The 17,649-nt window shown below is 71.6% G+C and carries 13 protein-coding genes and 1 pseudogene; 9 read left to right on the top strand and 5 right to left on the bottom strand.

The window, feature by feature from the left end:
• The first annotated feature begins 376 nt into the window (after nt 1–376).
• A complete protein-coding gene (locus AB0F81_RS44190; protein WP_360208956.1) occupies nt 377–1,213 on the top strand; it encodes an LLM class flavin-dependent oxidoreductase in 837 nt (278 codons plus the stop codon).
• A 146-nt stretch (nt 1,214–1,359) separates the two neighbouring features.
• Here AB0F81_RS44190 and AB0F81_RS44185 read toward each other — a convergent pair whose 3' ends face one another.
• The 5 genes and pseudogenes from AB0F81_RS44185 to AB0F81_RS44165 form a co-directional block, all read right to left on the bottom strand.
• On the bottom strand, nt 1,360–2,145 hold the full coding sequence (locus tag AB0F81_RS44185; RefSeq protein ID WP_360208954.1) for a methyltransferase domain-containing protein: 786 nt from the start codon (nt 2,143–2,145) through the stop codon (nt 1,360–1,362).
• A 65-nt stretch (nt 2,146–2,210) separates the two neighbouring features.
• Entirely contained in the window at nt 2,211–3,392 is a 1,182-nt protein-coding gene (locus AB0F81_RS44180) for an MFS transporter (protein WP_360208951.1), read from the bottom strand.
• A gap of 71 nt (nt 3,393–3,463) precedes the next feature.
• On the bottom strand, nt 3,464–4,303 hold the full coding sequence (locus tag AB0F81_RS44175) for a siderophore-interacting protein (protein WP_360208948.1): 840 nt from the start codon (nt 4,301–4,303) through the stop codon (nt 3,464–3,466).
• A 900-nt stretch (nt 4,304–5,203) separates the two neighbouring features.
• Nucleotides 5,204–5,737 (bottom strand): annotated as a pseudogene (locus tag AB0F81_RS44170) (Pecanex-like protein 1); the annotation flags it as partial.
• Between the two features lie 422 nt (nt 5,738–6,159).
• On the bottom strand, nt 6,160–6,921 hold the full coding sequence (locus AB0F81_RS44165; RefSeq protein ID WP_360208945.1) for a glycerophosphodiester phosphodiesterase: 762 nt from the start codon (nt 6,919–6,921) through the stop codon (nt 6,160–6,162).
• A gap of 144 nt (nt 6,922–7,065) precedes the next feature.
• Between AB0F81_RS44165 and AB0F81_RS44160 the strand changes: the two genes are divergently transcribed.
• The 8 genes from AB0F81_RS44160 to AB0F81_RS44125 all read left to right on the top strand — a co-directional run.
• On the top strand, nt 7,066–8,547 hold the full coding sequence (locus tag AB0F81_RS44160; protein ID WP_360208942.1) for a GMC oxidoreductase: 1,482 nt from the start codon (nt 7,066–7,068) through the stop codon (nt 8,545–8,547).
• A gap of 4 nt (nt 8,548–8,551) precedes the next feature.
• On the top strand, nt 8,552–9,598 hold the full coding sequence (locus AB0F81_RS44155) for a betaine/proline/choline family ABC transporter ATP-binding protein (RefSeq protein ID WP_360208939.1): 1,047 nt from the start codon (nt 8,552–8,554) through the stop codon (nt 9,596–9,598).
• Nucleotides 9,595–11,499 carry an ABC transporter permease subunit gene (locus AB0F81_RS44150; protein WP_360208937.1) on the top strand — a complete coding sequence of 635 codons (1,905 nt, stop codon included), beginning with the start codon at nt 9,595–9,597 and terminating at the stop codon, nt 11,497–11,499. Before AB0F81_RS44155 ends, AB0F81_RS44150 begins: the two co-directional genes overlap by 4 nt.
• Nucleotides 11,496–12,446 (top strand): ABC transporter substrate-binding protein, encoded by a 951-nt coding sequence (locus tag AB0F81_RS44145; protein WP_360208935.1) that lies wholly within the window; start codon nt 11,496–11,498, stop codon nt 12,444–12,446. The genes AB0F81_RS44150 and AB0F81_RS44145 overlap by 4 nt, the downstream gene beginning before the upstream one ends.
• A 3-nt stretch (nt 12,447–12,449) precedes the next feature.
• Nucleotides 12,450–14,777: an FAD-dependent oxidoreductase gene (locus AB0F81_RS44140; protein WP_360208932.1), complete on the top strand. Its 2,328-nt coding sequence runs from the start codon at nt 12,450–12,452 to the stop codon at nt 14,775–14,777.
• A gap of 163 nt (nt 14,778–14,940) precedes the next feature.
• Nucleotides 14,941–15,705: an L-type lectin-domain containing protein gene (locus tag AB0F81_RS44135; RefSeq protein WP_360208930.1), complete on the top strand. Its 765-nt coding sequence runs from the start codon at nt 14,941–14,943 to the stop codon at nt 15,703–15,705.
• Nucleotides 15,706–15,825: 120 nt separating this feature from the next.
• On the top strand, nt 15,826–16,659 hold the full coding sequence (locus AB0F81_RS44130) for a glycosyltransferase family 2 protein (RefSeq protein WP_360208927.1): 834 nt from the start codon (nt 15,826–15,828) through the stop codon (nt 16,657–16,659).
• Nucleotides 16,656–17,649: glycosyltransferase family 4 protein (locus AB0F81_RS44125; protein WP_360208925.1), on the top strand; the 994-nt coding region annotated here is incomplete at its 3' end. The genes AB0F81_RS44130 and AB0F81_RS44125, both read left to right, overlap by 4 nt.

Raw genomic sequence — 17,649 nt, 5'->3', positions numbered from 1 at the left:
GCCTCGTCCCAACCCTGCACCTGCTCAACCGTGACCACGTCCGGGAAACGATCCAGAACTACTCGAAGTAGTGATCCGCCGTAGCAGTATTAGGTGCGTGAGTGACAGCCAGCCTTGGCTCCACCCAGGTCGGCGGCGGGCTGGCCGGCTCTCACTCAGCCACCGGCTCTGTCGGTCCCTGGCCTCCAACCGGCCAACGTCGGCTGCCGCTCAGGGTCGTCTGAGCGGTCGTATTCGGTGCATGGGAGCCGGCCGAGCAAGGCCGCGGGATGCCGCGACGGCGCCCAGCGAGGGCGGTGCGCTACGTCCCGGGGCGTAGGGGCACTGCCGCCTGACAGCGGACGCGGTCAACCATCGACCACGCCACGCTGGCTGCATGACTGAGCGTGCGTTTCGATTCGGGGTCGTCGCGGGGCTGGCTCACTCCGGCACCGAGTGGGTGGGCATCGCGCGGAAGGCTGAGCAGCTCGGGTATGACGCCCTGCTCGTACCGGACACGCTCTTCACCCTGGCGCCGTTCGCGGCGCTTGCCTCGGCTGCTGCCGTGACCAGCAGTTTGCGGGTGGGGAGCTACGTGCTCAGCGCGCCCAACCGGACACCGGCGCAGGTCGCCTGGGAGGCGCGCAGCCTGCAGACGCTGAGTGACGGGCGCCTGGAGCTGGGGATCGGGGGCGGGCGACCGGCCGCGGAAGCGGACGCGGTTGCGCTCGGCGGTGGGTTCGGCACTCCGGGGGAGCGGCTGCGCCGCGTTGCGGAGACCATCCGGGCGGTGCGGGAATTGCCGGAGCCGCCGCCGATTCTGATTGCCGCCGGAAAGCCGGGCATGCTGCGGCTCGCCGCTGAGCAGGCTGACATGGTGACCTTCGGGTTGCCGCCGGGTGTTCCGTTCGCCGAGTTGGCGCGGATGGCGGAACGGTTCCGCGGCATGGCGGGGGACCGTGCCGGTGAGGTCGAGCTGCAGTTCAACGTGGCGGCGGTGGCGCCGACCGTGGACGCGCTGCCCTACTGGGTGTCGCGCCAGGTGGGTGGGGATGCCCGGGCGATGGCGGCGGCCGGCGGTGCGAGCTTCCTGATCGGTGAGCCGGACCGGATCGCTGACGAGCTCCGGCGGCGGCGGGACGAGGCCGGCTTCTCCTACGTCGCGGTCAACGCCATGTTCATGGATCGCTTCGAGCCGGTCCTGCGCCGCCTCCGCACGACGGCCCCGGTCTGACCGGCCGACCGGCGAGCCGCCCCGGCACGTAGGCGGCCAGCTCGAAGGGCAGCTCGGCGACCACCCGCCCGGCCGTCGGCACGGACGCACAACCCGGGCGGCGTAGACCGGCGGAGCGCAGCGCGCCACCGGCGGACATCCGCTGGTCAGGCCGTTCCGCGGACGGCCCAGGCCGCGGCGGTCAGGGCGATGGCGCCGTCGGCTCGGACCGGCAGGCGGGCGCGCAGCAGGTCACGGAGGGCATCGCGGTCCGGGCCGGAGCGGGTGGCGACATAGCCGGGCGCCGGGCCCTGACCGCCCAGGAACGGCTGCCAGTAGTCGTCGAAGTCGGTGAACACCGTGGGGATCACGATCCGGTGGGTGGCGACGGCGCGCAGGCCGGCCGCGGTCCAGAGTTCCGCGAGTGCGTCGTCGCGGCACAGCGGGAAGCGGAGGTTCTCGGCGAGGGGCGCGGCGGCCGGGTCGAGGTCGGCGGCCGCCGCCCAGAAGTGCCGCATCATCTCCATCCCGGCCGCGTAGTCCCAGACGTAGGCGGCGACCACCCCGCCCGGCGCGGCGACCCGGGCGAACTCGCGCACCGCGACCTCCGGCCGGCCGACGAAATTGAGCGCCAGGCCGCTGACCACGGCATCGAACGAGCCGTCGGCCAGGGGAAGCGCGGTGGCATCGCCGGCAGAGAGCTGCGGCAGGTCGCCCAGCGCCTTCTTCGCGGTGGTGAGGAAACCGGCGGAGGGGTCGACGCCCAGCAACCGCAGCGGCTCGGCGACGGCGCCGATCCGGGCGGTCAGCGCACCGGTCCCGCAGCCGACGTCCAGCCAGCGGCGGGCCGGCGCCACGTCGAGCCAGGACACGAAGACCTCTGCGACCCGACGGCTCCACCGGCCGACGTAGGCCTCGTAGGCGTCACCGGACTGCCACACCACCTGCCCCATCGGCGCACCCTACGCCTGTTCCGCCGCCACCGGGCGACAGCGCGGCGGCGTGAAGGACGAGGCCGTCAGACCTGGCGGTCCCGGCCGGCGGCCGCGCCGGCGAGCATCTGCGGGATCATCAGGGCGCTCATCAGCGCCAGCGGCACCTGCCAACCCCCGGTGGCGTCGTGCAGAAAACCGATCAGAATCGGACCGGGAATCGCGATCAGGTAGCCCACACCCTGCGCGAACGCGGACAGCCGCACCACCGTCCCGGCATTGCGGCCGCGCAGCGCGATCATCGTCAGGACCAGCGGGAACGCGGTGTTGGCGACGCCCAGCAGGATCGCCCACAGCCACGGCGCGGCGGCCGGGGCCAGCCACAGGCCGGCCCAGCCGGCCACGCCGAAGACGCCCAGGCCCAGCGCGATGACGCTCTGGCTGCGCAGCCGGCCGGCCAGCGCCGGCAGCAGGAACGACAGCGGGATGCCCAGGAACGAGGTCACCGCGAAGAGCACGCCGGCTTTCTCCGCCGAGACGCCGGCATCGCGGTAGATCTGCGGCAGCCAGCCGATGATCACGTACGCCGACGTGGACTGCATGCCGAAATACGCCGCCAGCGCCCACGCGACGGGGTGCCGGCTCACCCGTACCCCGGAGGGGGTTGACGTTGTGGTGGTGGCGCGGTCACGCGCCAGGAGCAGCCACGGCGGAAGCGCGACCAGCGCGGCCAGCGACCAGCAGGCCAGGCCGAGCCGCCAGTCGCCGAACGTGCCGGTCAGCGGCACGGTCGCGGCAGCGGCCGTGGTCGCGCCGATGTTGAGCGCGACCGTGTAGAAACCGGTGACGGTGCCGACCTGATCCGGGAACCGGTCCTTGACGATCGACGGCAGCAGCACGTTGACCAGCGCGATGCCGGCCATCGCCACCGCGCTGAGCAGCAGGAACAGCACCGCGCCGCCGGCGTAGGGCCGCACCAGCAGGCCGGCGGTGAGCAGCAGCAGACCGCCGAGGATCACCGGCGCGGCGCCGAAGCGCCGGGCCAAGCGGGGCGCGGCCAGGCCGATCGAGGCGAAACACAGCACCGGTACGGACGTGAGCAGTCCCGCCTGCGTCGCCGTCATGTCGAGCCCGGCCCGGATCTCGGCGAGCACCGGGCCGACACTGGTGACCGCCAGCCGCAGGTTCAGCGCCGCGAGCAGCAGTGCGACGAGCGTGAACGTGCGTCCTTGGCGGCGGCTGACCGCCTGTTCTTCCCGGAGTGCCACGCCCCCATCATGGTCGCGGAGCAGCCCGGTCGCCCGGCCAGGTGTGTACGGTCACATCGGGGGACCGCCACTTACACCGTGGCGATGACCTCCTGCTCACGCTCGATCTGCTCGTTCCACTCGCGCTTGCTGGACTGCCAGCCGTCCTCGTTCATGCCGCGCCGCCAGTAGCCGGAGATGGAGAGCTGGTCCATCGTCAGCCCCCGCTCGCGCCGCAGGTAGCCGCGCAGGTCGCGGACGAAGTTGGCCTCGCCGTGCACGAACGCGTGCACCCGGCCCTCGGGGAACTCGGCACGGCGCACCGCGTCGCAGAGCAGCTCGCCGACCGGGCGGGCGCCCCGGTGCAGCCAGGTGATCTCGGCGTTGCCGGGGGTGCTGAGTTTCTGCTCCTCGTCGGGGCCCTCGACCTCGATGAACGCCTGCACCGCGGCGCCTTCCGGCATGCCCTCGAGCGCGGCGGCGATCGCCGGCAGGGCGCTCTCGTCACCGGCCAGCAGATGCCAGGCGGCGTCGGGGCTGGGAGCATAGGCGCCGCCGGGGCCCATGAACCGGACGATGTCGCCGGGGGCCGCCTTGGCAGCCCACGGGCCGGCGATGCCGGTGTCGCCGTGCACCACGAAGTCGATCCACATCTCGGGGATCTCGGGCAGCCATTTGCGCACCGTGTAGGTGCGCACGACGGGCCAGGTCTCCCGGGGCATCGTCTCCCGGATGACGCCCATGTCGAACGGCTCCGGATAGCTCACACCGGGCTGGGGGAAGAGCACCTTGATGTAGTGGTCGGTGCACTGCCCGGCCTCGATCCGGGCGAGGGCCTCGCCGCCGACCACGACGCGCATCATGTGCGGGGTCAGCTGCTCGACTCGGGTGACCACGCCCTCGTGGGCCGGCCGAGTCGCTCGGTTCGCCATGACTGCACCTCACTGCCGGTGGGACGATCAGCAGGTAAGGCTACCCTTATTCTCGCGGATCTACCGTTCCGCGCCGTGGAATTTGAGGTTTCTCCGCAGGTCTTGACATGACGATGGGCAGGACCTCGGCGGAGGTCCTGCCCATCATCGAGGGGCGGTGCGGGTTCAGCGCCAGCTGTTGCGCGGGCGGCTCCGGGCGAAGGCCACCGCGATCAGGGCGATCAGCAGGAAGACCGCGCCACCGCCGACCCAGGCCAGGTTGTTGCTGATCAGGGCGAGCGGTCCGCTCTGCTCGGCGGGCGGCTCGGCGACGGTCTCCTCGGTGGGAGCGGAGTCGTACTGGTAGTCGTCGGGGGCGCCGTCGTCCTCACCGGCGGCGAGAGCGGGACCGTCGGTCTCGGTCTCGGTCGGCTGGGGCTTGGCCGCCTTCTTCGTGGTCCGCGGCTCGGCGGTCTCCTCGGACTGCGTCGACTCGGTGTTCTCCTGGTTGCCGTTCGAGGACTCGTTCGACGAGGACTCGTTCTCGGCCGAGGAGGTGCCCTCGTCGTCGCGGTTGTCGGAGCTGGTCCGCGGCGGCGTGGTGGTCGCCTTCGTGGTCGCCTTGGCCGTCGGCTGCGTGGCCTTGGTGGTCGGCTGGGTCGCCTTCGTCGTCGGCTGCGTCGCCTTGGTGGTCGGCTGCGTGGTGGCCGGCTTGGTCGCGGCGGGCTTCGAGGGGGTCGGCTTCACCCCGCCGCTGTTGGTGTCGTCACCGCCGCCGGTGTTGCCACCGCCGCCGGTGTTGCCACCGGTGTTGCCGCCGTTGTTGTTCCCGCCACCACCGTTGTTGTTGCCGCCGTCGTTGTCACCGCCGTCGTTGTTGCCGCCGTCGTTGTCGCCGCCGTCGTTGTCGCCGGCGGCGCGGACGGTGATGCGGACGGAGTCGAGCGCCGGGGTCTGGTTGGCGCGCTCCATCATCGGGATCCGGTGCGAGCCGTCACCGGCCCACGACGAGCACTGAGCGGTGCCCTCCTCCGGCAGGCCGGGCACCTGGATGGTGACCGTGTCCGGGGTGGCGCCACCGCGGCTGTCCTCGGTGGCGACGAAGAACGCCGGCACCGGCGCGGGGTCGGGCGCCTGGTCGGTGCTGGTCAGCATCCGGCAGGCGGTGTGGAAGTGGCCGCGGACCAGGCCGTTCTGCAGGACGCTGCTCTCCACGTAGTAGCCGCCCTGCCCGGCCGCGAGGAACCGGTCCCGGATCAGGTTCCGGGTGCTGACCCGGAGCGTGAACGGGGTGCCGGGAGCGACGTCCCGGGGGGCCTCGGTGATCAGCAACGTCGGGTTGTTCGCCGCGGATCCGACCTCGCCGAACTCGGTGGAGACGCAGCGGTTGCCCTTCTGGAAGCCGTCGTGCCGCTCCAGCTGACTGTCTATGCAGGTGTCCGTGAGGATGGTCAGGTTGTTACCCACCACCTTGCCGGCGCCGCTCTCGCTGGCCGCCTTGGTGGAGGCGGTGTCGTCAGCCTGAGCGAACTGGGTGAACCCGATGACACCACCCACCGCGACGAGAACTGCTCCGGCGGCCAGGATCCGGGTGCGTCGGTGACCCGAGCTTCGCATGACGTGACCTTCTTTTCCCCGAATTCCAGGACTTCGGCCGCCCCTGCGGCGCCGACGCCCAGACGTTAAGAGCCCGTCTCACAGAAATCAATTCCGGGTGGTGAATTCAAGAATTCTTATGCGGAACTTAAGGAAAAAATATGGGTCCGACCTTGAACCCCCGGCATCATCCGTTCGGATGATGTCCCCGGTTCACGTGATCATGCTCGGACAACGCTGACCTGGGAGGCTAGCCGAACGCCCGCCGAGGCGGAAGTTCCTTAAGCCGGCCAGAGGCCGCGCGCGGAAAAGACGTCGCGAAGCACGTCGATGCGGTCGGTCATTATGCCGTCCACGCCCATGTCGAGAAGCCTATTCATTTCATTCGGATCGTCTATCGTCCAGACGTGCACGGCCAGCCCCAGCCGGTGCAGATAGGCGAGAAATCGCGGATTGAGCACGGTTATCCCGCCGTGCCGCACCGGGATCTGCGCGGCGACCACCGAGGCGGGCAGGCGCAGCCGGACCCCGGTGGCCGAGGCGAGGCGCAGGCGGGTGACCGCGCGTATCCCGAGGGAGGTCGCCACCCGCGGGCCGGCCAGGGAGCGGACCCGGGCCAGGCGGGCGTCGTTGAACGACGCGAGCAGCACCCGGTCCTCGGAGGCGGTGCGCCGGACCGCCTCGACGGCCGGCTCGACCACCCGGTCGTCCTTCACGTCGACGTTGAACCGGACCTGCGGCCAGGCGTCGAGGATCTCGTCGAGGCGGGGCACAGCGGACGCCCCGCCGACCCGCACGGTGGCCAGGTCGGCCCAGGTGAGGGCGGCCACCCGGCCGGGGTGCCCGGCGACCCGGTCCAGCCGCGGGTCGTGGATCACCACCGGTACGCCGTCCGCCGTGGCGTGCACGTCGGTCTCCACGTACCGGTAGCCGAGAGTGATCGCCCGCTCGAAGGCTTCCGCGGTGTTCTCGTCGCCGGCTGCCGCCCCGCCCCGGTGCGCGAACGCCAGCGGTCCCGGAGCGTCGAGGTACGGATGATCCACGCGATGAGTATGCCGGGGTTTATTGCGCAGGGGTAAAACACACTCGCCCCCATTGACCGACGCCACTGACCTTGAAGATCCTGTGTCGCGGAGCGCCCGATACCTGAGGGAAGGTGGCGCAAACTGGAAACGATCGAGTACGACGTGGTGATCGTCGGCGGGGGCACGGCCGGATCGGTCGTCGCGTCCCGGCTCTCGGCCGATCCCGGCCTGCGGGTCTGCCTGCTCGAAGGCGGCCCGTCCGACGTCGGTGACCAGCGCATACTCCGGCTGCGGAACTGGCTCGGCCTGCTGGAGACCGCATTCGACTACGACTATCCGATCGTGGCGCAGCCGCGTGGCAATTCGCATCTGCGGCATTCCCGGGCCCGGGTGCTGGGCGGGTGTTCCTCGCACAACACCATGATCAGTTTTCTGCCTCCGGCGGAGGATTTCGCCGATTGGGTGACAGCCGGCGCCGCCGGTTGGTCCTATGACGAGATGCTGCCCTACTGGAAGCGGCTGGCGATCAATATCAGTCCGGTGGCCGAGGCCGACCGCAACCCGCTGGCCACCGACTTCGTCGCCGCCTGTCACGCCGCGCTCGGCGTCCCGGTGCACGAGGACTTCAACGCCGGCCCGTTCGCCGACGGCACCGGTTTCTTCCCGGTCGGCTACCACCCGGAGACCGGGATCCGGTCGTCCGCCTCGGTCGCCTATCTGCATCCGCACCTGGGCCGGCCGAACCTGACGATCCGGACCGAGACCTGGGCGTACCACCTGGACCCCGAGCGCGGGGTCACGGTGCGTGACGCCGAGGGGGTCAAGCTGATCCGGGCCCGGCAGGAGTACGTGCTCTGCGCCGGCGCGATCGACACCCCGCGGCTGGTGCTGCTCTCCGGCATCGGCCCGGCCGCCGACCTGGAACGGCTCGGGATCGCCGTGCGGGAGGATCTGCCCGGCGTCGGCGAGCATCTGCTCGACCACCCCGAGTCGCTGATCCTCTGGGAGGCGAGCCGGCCGATCCCGCCGATGTCGGCGATGGACTCGGACGCCGGCCTGTTCGTCCGCCGGGACCCGGCCGCCGCCCGCCCCGACCTGATGTTCCACCTTTATCAGATCCCGTTCACGGTCAACACCGAGCGGCTCGGCTACGACGTACCCGAACACGGCTTCGGGATGACCCCGAACGTGCCGCGACCGCGCAGCGTGGGCCGGCTGACGCTGGCCGGGGCCGATCCGGACCTCAAGCCGCTGCTGGACTTCCGCTATTTCACCGACCCCGAGGGGTACGACGAGCGCACCATCGTGGACGGCCTGCGGCTGGCGCGGGAGGTCGCGGCCACCGAACCGTTCGCCTCGTGGATCGCCCGGGAGATCGCCCCGGGGCCGCAGTTGCGCACCGACGAGGAGCTCTCGGCCTACGGACGGGCCGCCCACCACACCGTCTACCACCCGGCCGGCACGTGCCGGATGGGCGCCGCCGACGACCCGGGCGCGGTCGTCGACCCCGAGTTGAGGCTGCGCGGGTTCGACAACGTACGGATCGCCGACGCCTCCGTCTTCCCCACGATGACCTCGGTGAACCCGATGGTCGCGGTGCTGATGATCGGTGAGCGGGCCGCCGACCTGATCGGACGGGGGTGACGCGGTGACCCCGGTGATCGCGGTCTCCGGCCTGTGGAAGGTGTTCGGGCCGCGGGCCGACCGGGTCGTCGGCACCCCGCTGGCCGACCTGTCCCGGGACGAGCTGCGAGCGCGGACCGGCTGCCTGGTGGCGGTCCGGGACGTCAGCTTCGAGGTGCAGCCGGGCGAGGTCTTCGTGGTGATGGGCCTCTCCGGCAGCGGCAAGTCCACCCTGGTCCGCTGCCTGACCCGGCTGATCGAGCCGACCGCCGGGGAGGTCTGCCTGGACGGCGAGCCGGTCCGGGCGATGTCCGCGAAACGCCTGCGGGAGCTGCGCCGGCACCGGGTGGCGATGGTGTTCCAGCATTTCGGGCTGCTGCCGCACCGGGAGGTGCTGGACAACGTGGCCTACGGGCTGGAGATCCAGGGGGTGGGCCGGGCCGAGCGGCACCGCCGGGCCGCCGAGATGCTGGCGCTGGTCGGGCTCACCGGCCACGAGCACCAGCTTCCCGAGCAGCTCTCCGGCGGGATGCAGCAGCGGGTCGGGCTGGCCCGGGCGCTCGCCACCGACCCGGAGGTGCTGCTCTTCGACGAGCCGTTCAGCGCGCTGGATCCGCTGATCCGCCGGGACATGCAGGCCGAGGTGCGGCGGCTGCACGCGGAGGTCGGCAAGACGCTGGTCTTCATCACCCACGACCTGGCCGAGGCGCTCACCCTGGGCGACCGGATCGCCGTGCTCCGCGACGGCGAGCTGGTCCAGGTCGGCACCCCGGAGGACCTGGTGGGCGCGCCGGCCGACGGGTACGTGGCGGACTTCGTCCGGGACGTCCCCCGCGCCGACGTGCTCACCCTGCGCTGGATCATCCGGCCGGCCGCCGACGGCGAGCGCTTCGAGGACACGCCCCTCCCGCAGGACACGGTGATCCGCGACGCGGTGCCGCGGGTGCTGCGCGCCGCCCACCCGGTCCCGGTGGTGGACGGCGACCGCCGGGTCGGCGTGGTCGACGCCGAACAGCTGCTGCCGGCCCTGCTCGCCCACCGCCGCCAGGTGCCGACAGGGGGTGGGGCGTGACGGCGACGGTGAGCCGGCCCGAGCTGCGGACCGACGGTCCCGACGCCCGGTGGCCGGTCACGGGGCCGCGCGTAGGTCGTACCCTCGCGGGGTTGTTCGTCGTGGTCGCTGTCGGCGCCTATCTCAGCTTTCGCACCACGCAGGCCGCGGACGCGGCGGACGCCGCCGCGTTCCGGTTCTTCGACGCGGTCCGGGACTGGGTCGACACGAACCGGGACAGCCATCCGGTCTTCCTGTTCGGTGTGAACTATCTGCGGCTCGGCGTGCGACTGCTGGTCGAGGCGGTGACCGCGGCGCTGACCGGGCTCGGCTTCGCCGGGCTGGTCGCGGTCGCCGGGGCGGTGTCGTTCGTGCTCGCCGGCTGGCGGGCCGCCCTGCTCGCGGTCGCCGGTTTCCTGAGTTTCGCGGTGCTGGGCCTGTGGACCGAGAGCGTGGACACCCTGGCCCTGACCCTGTCCGCGGTGCTGGTCTCGGTGCTGATCGGGATCCCGCTCGGGGTGCTCGCCGCACGGGTCCGGTGGGTCGGCGCGGCGCTGCGGCCGGTGCTCGACGTCATGCAGATCATGCCGACCTTCGCCTATCTGGCGCCGATGACGCTGCTCTTCCTGATCGGCTCGCCGGCCGCGGTGATCGCGACACTGATCTACGCGGTGCCGGTGACCATCCGGATCACCCAGCTGGGGATCGCCGGGGTGGCGCCGGTCGCGGTGGAGGCGGCCGCCGCGCAGGGCTCCACCCGCCGGCAGCTGCTGACCAAGGTCCGGCTGCCGATGGCCCGGCCGGTGCTGATCCTCGCGGTCAACCAGACGATCATGATGGCGCTCTCGATGGTGGTGGTGACCGCCCTGATCGACGCGCCCGGTCTGGGGCAGAACATCGTGCGGGCCCTCGAACGGGTGAACGTCGGCGCCGCCTTCGACGCCGGCCTGGCCATCGTGATCATGGCGGTGGTGCTGGACCGGGTGACCACGGCCGCGTCCCGGCGGCGCCCCCGATCCTGGCGGGTGGCGGTTCCGGTGCTGGTCGCGGCCATGATCGTGGTGTTGCTGCCGGTCGGCGACCGGGTGCCGACATTCTCCTTCGCCGCACCGGTCAACCGGCTCACCGCCTGGGTGGAGCTGCACTGGTACGCCGGGACCGAATGGCTGAAGAACACCGTCAGCACGGTTCTGCTGAACCCGCTCGAGCACCTGCTCGTAACCACACCGTGGTGGTTGTTCGTGCTGCTCGTCCTCGGCTTCGGCCTGCTGGTCGCCGGCTGGCGGCCGGCCCTGGTCGCGGCCGCGGCGGCTGCCGGGGTGGCCGCCCTCGGTCTGTGGGTCCACGCCATGCAGACCCTGGCCACGGTCCTGGTCGCCACCGCGCTGACCCTGCTGGCCGGGGTGTGGGCGGGCGTGCTCTGCGCCCGGCACGACCGGCTCGCCACCACGGTCCGGCCGCTGCTGGACGCGGCGCAGACCATGCCGTCCTTCGTCTACCTGCTGCCGGCCGTCGCGCTCTTCGGCGCGAGCCGGTTCACCGCGATCGTCGCGGCGGTCATCTTCGCCGTCCCGCCGGTGGTCCGGCTGGTCGAGCGGGGCATCCGGGACGTCCCCGCGACGGCGGTCGAGGCTGCGCTCTCGGCCGGGTCGACGCCGCGGCAGCTGCTCTGGAAGGTGCAGCTGCCGATGGCCCGCGGCGGCCTGCTGCTCGCCGTCAACCAGGGGATCGTGATGGTGCTGGCGATGGTCGTGGTCGGCGGCCTGGTCGGTGCCGGCGCACTCGGTTACGACGTGGTCGCCGGTTTCTCCCAGCGCGAGGACTTCGGCCGCGGGCTGGCCGCCGGCTTCGCGATCGTGCTGCTCGGCGTCCTGCTGGACCGCCTCACTCAAGGAATCCACTCGAAGGGATCCTCCGCATGAGACTCTCCTACGTCGCGATCTTCAGTCTGTTGTTCGCCGCCGGCTGCGAGGGCGCCACCTCGGACTCCGGCGAGCCGGCACCGAGCGCCGGCAGCAAGGGCACGGTCAACCTGGCGGTCAACCCCTGGGTGGGGTACGAGTCGAACGCCGCCGTCATCGAGTACCTGCTGGAGAAGAAACTCGGGTACACCGTCGAGACGAAGAACCTGAAGGAGGAGATCTCCTGGCAAGGCTTCGAGACCGGCGAGGTGGACGCGATCGTGGAGAACTGGGGCCACGACGACCTGAAGAAGACCTACATCGAGGAGAAGAAGGTCGCCGTGGACGCCGGCCCGACCGGCAACACCGGCGTGATCGGCTGGTACGTGCCGCAGTGGATGGCCGACCAGTACCCGGACATCACCGACTGGAAGAACCTGAACAAGTACGCCGAGCTGTTCAAGACCTCCGAGTCCGGTGGCAAGGGTCAGCTGCTCGACGGCGACCCGTCGTACGTCACCAACGACGAGGCGCTGGTGGCGAACCTGAAACTGAACTACAAGGTGGTCTACTCCGGCAGCGAGGCCGCCCTGATCAAGGCTGCTCAGCAGGCCACCGCGCAGAAGAAGCCGCTGCTCTTCTACTTCTACGAGCCGCAGTGGCTGTTCGCGAAGGAGAAGTACGCCCGGGTGAAGCTGCCGCCGTACACCGAGGGGTGTGACGCCGACCCGAAGAAGGTGGCCTGCGACTACCCCGACTACGCCCTCGACAAGATCGTCAGCAAGAAGTTCGCGGACACCGGCGGGGCCGCCTACCAGCTGGTGAAGAACTTCAAGTGGACCAACGACGACCAGAACCTGGTCTCCGACTACCTCACCAACCAGGGCATGACCCCGGAGCAGGCCGCCGAGAAATGGGTGACCGAGCACGAGGCCACCTGGAAGCCGTGGATGCCGGCCGGGAGCTGATCGATGGCCGGACCGAAGGTCGTGATCATCGGCGCGGGCGTGGTCGGCTGCGCCCTCGCCGATGAGCTGGCCGCGCGCGGGTGGACCGACGTCACCGTGCTGGAGCAGGGGCCGCTCTTCGTGACCGGCGGCTCCAGCTCGCACGCGCCCGGCCTGGTCTTCCAGACCAACCCGTCACGGACCATGGCCCGGTTCGCCCGGTACACCGTGGACAAGTACGCCGAGCTGGGCTGTTTCTCGCCGGTGGGCAGCCTGGAAGTGGCGACCACGCCGGAACGGCTCGCCGAGCTGCACCGGCGGTTCGGCTTCGGTCAGTCGTGGGGGATCTCGTCCTTCCTGGTGGACCCGGATGAGTGCGTTTCGCTTTTTCCGCTGGTGGAAAAATCGGTCATCCTGGGTGGGTTGCACGTGCCGACCGATGGTCTGGCGTCGGCCGTGAAAGCAGCCGAGGCGCAGGCAACGCGCTCACGCGCCCGATTTATCGGAAATGTCCGTGTGAATCGGATCGACTCGTCTGATGGCCGGGTCACCGGGGTGAGCACGGCGGACGAAAGCTATCCCGCGGACATCGTGGTCAGCTGCGCCGGCTTCTGGGGCCCGGAGATCGGCAAGCTGGCCGGCGTGCCGATCCCGCTGCTGCCGATGGCCCACCAATATGTCCGCACCACCCCGGCCGGCGCCACCGACGACCTCCCGATCCTGCGCCACCAGGACCGTGACCTCTACTTCCGGGCCCACGGCGACCGGCTCGGCATCGGCTCCTACCTGCACGAACCGATGCCGGTGGAGCTCGCCGACCTGCCCGGCGACGCGCACCCGTCGATGCTGCCGTTCACCCCGGACGCCTTCAAGACCTCCTGGTCGGCGGCGACCGAGCTGATCCCGGCGCTGCGCGGCACGACCCTGGACGACGCCTTCAACGGCGTCTTCTCGTTCACCGCGGACGGGTTCCCGCTGCTCGGCGAGGCGCGCGACCTGCGCGGCTTCTGGGTCGCCGAGGCGATCTGGATCACCCACTCGGCCGGCGCCGCGAAGGCCGTCGCCGAGTGGATGGTGGACGGCCGGCCCGGCATCGACCTGCACGAGTGCGACCTCAACCGCTTCGACCCGGCCCAGCTCGCCCCCGGCTACGTGCGCAAACGCGCGATCCGCAGCTTCGTCGAGGTCTACGACATCATTCACCCGCTGGACCCACCCGCGGTGCGCAACCTGCGGGTCAGCCCGTTCCACTCCCGCCAGGTGGCGCTCGGCGCGACCTTCGGCGAGGCGATGGGCTGGGAGAGACCACTCTGGTACGCGACCAACCCGCCCCCCGAGGAGCTGCGGCCCCGCGACGAGTGGTCCGCCCGGCACTGGTCGCCGATCGCCGAGACCGAGGCCCGGCTGACCCGGCGGCGCGTCGCCCTCTACGACATGACCCCGCTCACCCGCCTGGAGGTGATCGGCCCGGTCTCCTTCCTCAACGGCCTGACCAGCGGCGACGTCGACCGGCCGGTGGGCGCCGTGGTCTACACCCTGCTGCTCGACGCGGCCGGTGGCATCCGCAGCGACATCACCGTGGCCCGGCTCGCCGAGGACCGGTTCCAGGTGGGCGTGAACGGCCCGCTCGACCTGGACTGGCTGCTGCGGCACGCGCCCGCCGGGGTGTCCGTCCGCGACGTCACCGGCGGCACCTGCGGCCTGGGCGTCTGGGGCCCGCGCGCCCGGGAGCTGGTCGCCCCGCTCACCGACGTCGACGTCTCGGCCGAGAAGTTCAAGTACTTCCAGGTCCGGGAGGGCTATCTGGGCATGGTCCCGGTCACCATGCTGCGCCTGTCCTACGTCGGCGAGCTGGGCTGGGAGATCTACACCCGGGCCGAGTACGGCCCGCGGCTCTGGGACACCCTCTGGGAGGCCGGCCCCGAGCTGGGCCTGATCGCCGCCGGCCGGCTCGCCTTCAACAGCCTGCGCCTGGAGAAGGGCTACCGGGCCTGGGGCGTCGACATGACATGCGAGGACGACCCGTTCCAGGCCGGGCTGGGCTTCGCGGTGCGCCCGCAGGCCCGGCCGGCGACGCCGCCGGACCGGCGGCTCGCCTGCCTCACCGTCGCCGACACCGAGGACATGCCGATGGGCAACGAGCCGGTGTACGCGGGCGGCTTCGCGGTGGGCCATGTGACCAGCGCGGCGTACGGCTACACGGTGGGTGGGCCGATCGCGTACGCCTGGCTGCCCACCGCCCTGTGCGAGCCGGGGACACAGGTGGAGATCGGATACTTCGACCGGCGGCTGCTCGCCACGGTTGCCACCGAACCACTCTTCGACCCGAGACACGAGCGCCTGCGGCGCTGACGAAGGAGCACCGCGTGCCCGTCTCGGGCGCCCTGGCCAGCGCCGAGCAGTGGGGCCGGGAAACCGTCGGGGGTAAATAACCGCGACTCGCTCACGCGGCTCCGTGGTCTGTCCTACCTTTGCCAGGTCTTAGTCGGGCAAACCCACTGAAACGGAGCATGTCGTGCGTTCCTCCAGAATCGTGCGGGGCGGCCTCCTGGTCTCCGCCCTGCTCTCCGTACTGGCCGGGGTGCACGCCGGAGGCGCTTCCGCCGCCGACGGCGATGCCCTGACTCTCAAGCCGATCGACACCGGGTACGCGGAGTCGCTCGCGCTCAACGGCACCGCCATGGTGACCTCGGAGCGCGGCGCGCACCGGGTGATCCGCCTGACGAACGGCAGCTTCAAAGAGGCCGGATCGGCCTGGTCCACCCAGCAGGTCGACCTGACCGAGTCCTTCGAGACGTCGTTCAAGGCGTACCTGCACCACGGCAAGCCGGGCGCCGACGGCATCGCCTTCCTGGCCCAGGGCGCCGGGCCCCGTGCGCTCGGCGGCTGGGGCGGTGGCCTCGGCTACCGCGGCATCCGCAACAGCGTCGCGGTCGAGTTCGACACCTACCAGAACACCCCGGACCCGAGCAGCAACCACCTCGCCGTGGTGCTCGGCGGCAACCCGGACCACCACTCCGCCGCCGCCGAGGCGTCGATGCCGCTGCTCGGCAAGCCCTTCCAGGCCCGCGTGCGCTACGACGCCGCCGGTCACAACCTCAAGGTGTACGTGCGCTCGCTGTCGGCCGGCGCCACCGAGAACCTGCTGCTGAACCAGACCGTCGACCTGGCCAAGGGCGCCGGGACCGAGAACGGCTGGATCGGCTTCACCGCCGCCACCGGCGAGGTCACCTCCCGCCAGGACGTCTACGACTGGACGATCGACGCGCCGCAGGCGTGAGCATCGCCGGCGCCGCCGCCCCGGTGCCGGCCGTCCGCCCCCTCGCTGCTTCTTGTCACGCGTATCCAATCCCTCCGGCCCGGACCGGGCCGGCTCCACCCTGCCCGATCGGAGACAGACATGCCCACGGTCGACCGTGTGCTCCCCGGCGAGACCGGTACCGAGCGGATCATCGCCAGGCCGCCGGCTCAAACGGGACCGAAAGAACCCACGGTCAGCGTCATCGTCCCGGCGCTGAACGAGGCCCAGAATCTGCCGCACGTCTTCGCGCGGCTGCCCCAGGTCGACGAGATCGTCCTGGTCGACGGCGGCTCCACGGACGACACCGTGGCCGTCGCGCGCCGGCTGCGCCCGGACATCCGGGTGGTCCGGCAGAACCGCCGTGGCAAGGGCAACGCCCTGGCCTGCGGGTTCGCCGAGGCGACCGGCGACATCATCGTCATGATCGACGCCGACGGGTCCACCGACCCGCTGGAGATCCCGGCCTTCGTCGAGGCCCTGCGCTCCGGCGCCGACTTCGCCAAGGGATCCCGGTTCCGGCCGGCCGGCGGCAGCGCCGACATCACCCGGCTGCGCCGGGCCGGCAACAAGTGCCTGAGCATGCTGGTCAACCTGCTGTTCGGCACCCGCTACAGCGACCTCTGCTACGGCTACAACGCGTTCTGGGCCCGGCACCTGGACGTCTTCGACCTGGACAGCACCTCGCCGGCGCCGGACAACGCCGACGGCCGGCTGTGGGGCGACGGCTTCGAGATCGAGACCCTGCTCAACCTGCGGGCCGCCCAGGCCGAGCTGAGCATCGTCGAGGTGGCGTCCTTCGAGCACAACCGGATCCACGGGGTGAGCAACCTCAACGCGTTCACCGACGGCATGCGGGTGCTGCGCACCATCGCCCGCGAGTGGCGGCCGCGCCGGGCCCGGGCCGGGCAGGTCGCGGATCGGCAGGTGCGATGAGGATCGGCGTCGTCGCCAACGCGTTCCACCCCGACGTCGGCGGGGTGGAAACCCATGTCCGGCGCCTGGTCGCCGGGCTCACCGCGGCCGGCGACGACGTCGAGGTCATCACCCAGCACGCGAGCCGGTCCGTGGAGACGGTCGAGGGCGTTCTGGTCCGCCGCTTCCCGCTCACCGTGCCGGCCGGCAACTACCGGCTCTCCATGCCGCTCTGGCGCTGGCTGCGCGCGCACGCCGAGGAGTACGACGTCCTGCACGCCCACAGCTACCACGCCCTGGTCGCGCTCTGCGCCGCCCTCGGCAACCGGGCCCCGCTGGTCTTCACCCCGCACTACCACGGCACCGGGCACAGCCATTTCCGGGCCGCGCTGCACCCGCTCTACCGCCCGTTCGGGCGCACCATCATGGCCCGGGCCGGCGCGGTCGTCTGCGTCACCGCCGCCGAGCGCGACCTGGTGCTGCGCGACTTCCCCGAGGTCGGCGACCGGGCCGTGGTCATCCCGAACGGGACCGACCCGCGGCCGTGCACGCCGGCCCCGCCGTCCCCGGTACGCCGGATCCTCTGCGTCGGGCGGCTGGAACAGTACAAGCGCGTCGACCGGGTGATCCGGGCGATGGCGCACCTCGGACCCGACCACCGGCTCGACGTCGTCGGCACCGGACCGGCCGCCGCGCAGTGGCGTCAGCTCGCCGCCCGCCTCGGCCTGGCCGGTCAGGTGGTGTTCCACGGGCGGCTCGACGACGCCGCCTTCGACGCCTGCCTGGCGCAGGCCTCCGCGGCCGTCTCCGCCTCGGCGCACGAGGCCTTCGGGATGGCGGTGGCCGACGCCCTCGCGGCCGGCCTGCCCACCGTCGCCGCGCCGATCCCGGCCCACCGCGAGGTGGCCCGGCTCGCCGGTGACGGCAGCTGGCTGCGGTTCACCGACCCGGAGGACGAGACCGCGCTGGCCGCCGCCCTGAGCGAGGCCGCCGCGACCGGCCGGACGCCGC

The organism is Actinoplanes sp. NPDC024001, from assembly GCF_040638955.1.
Taxonomy (GTDB): Bacteria; Actinomycetota; Actinomycetes; order Mycobacteriales; family Micromonosporaceae; genus Actinoplanes.
This window is presented reverse-complemented; position numbering and strand designations above follow the sequence as displayed.

Bases quoted from the DNA above. Each gene is read 5' to 3' on its own strand.
- AB0F81_RS44190 (WP_360208956.1), top strand. From the start codon at position 377: ATGACTGAGCGTGCGTTTCGATTCGGGGTCGTCGCGGGGCTGGCTCAC.
- AB0F81_RS44185 (WP_360208954.1), bottom strand. From the start codon at position 2,145: ATGGGGCAGGTGGTGTGGCAGTCCGGTGACGCCTACGAGGCCTACGTC.
- AB0F81_RS44175 (WP_360208948.1), bottom strand. From the start codon at position 4,303: ATGGCGAACCGAGCGACTCGGCCGGCCCACGAGGGCGTGGTCACCCGA.
- AB0F81_RS44145 (WP_360208935.1), top strand. From the start codon at position 11,496: ATGAGACTCTCCTACGTCGCGATCTTCAGTCTGTTGTTCGCCGCCGGC.
- AB0F81_RS44140 (WP_360208932.1), top strand. From the start codon at position 12,450: ATGGCCGGACCGAAGGTCGTGATCATCGGCGCGGGCGTGGTCGGCTGC.
- AB0F81_RS44130 (WP_360208927.1), top strand. From the start codon at position 15,826: ATGCCCACGGTCGACCGTGTGCTCCCCGGCGAGACCGGTACCGAGCGG.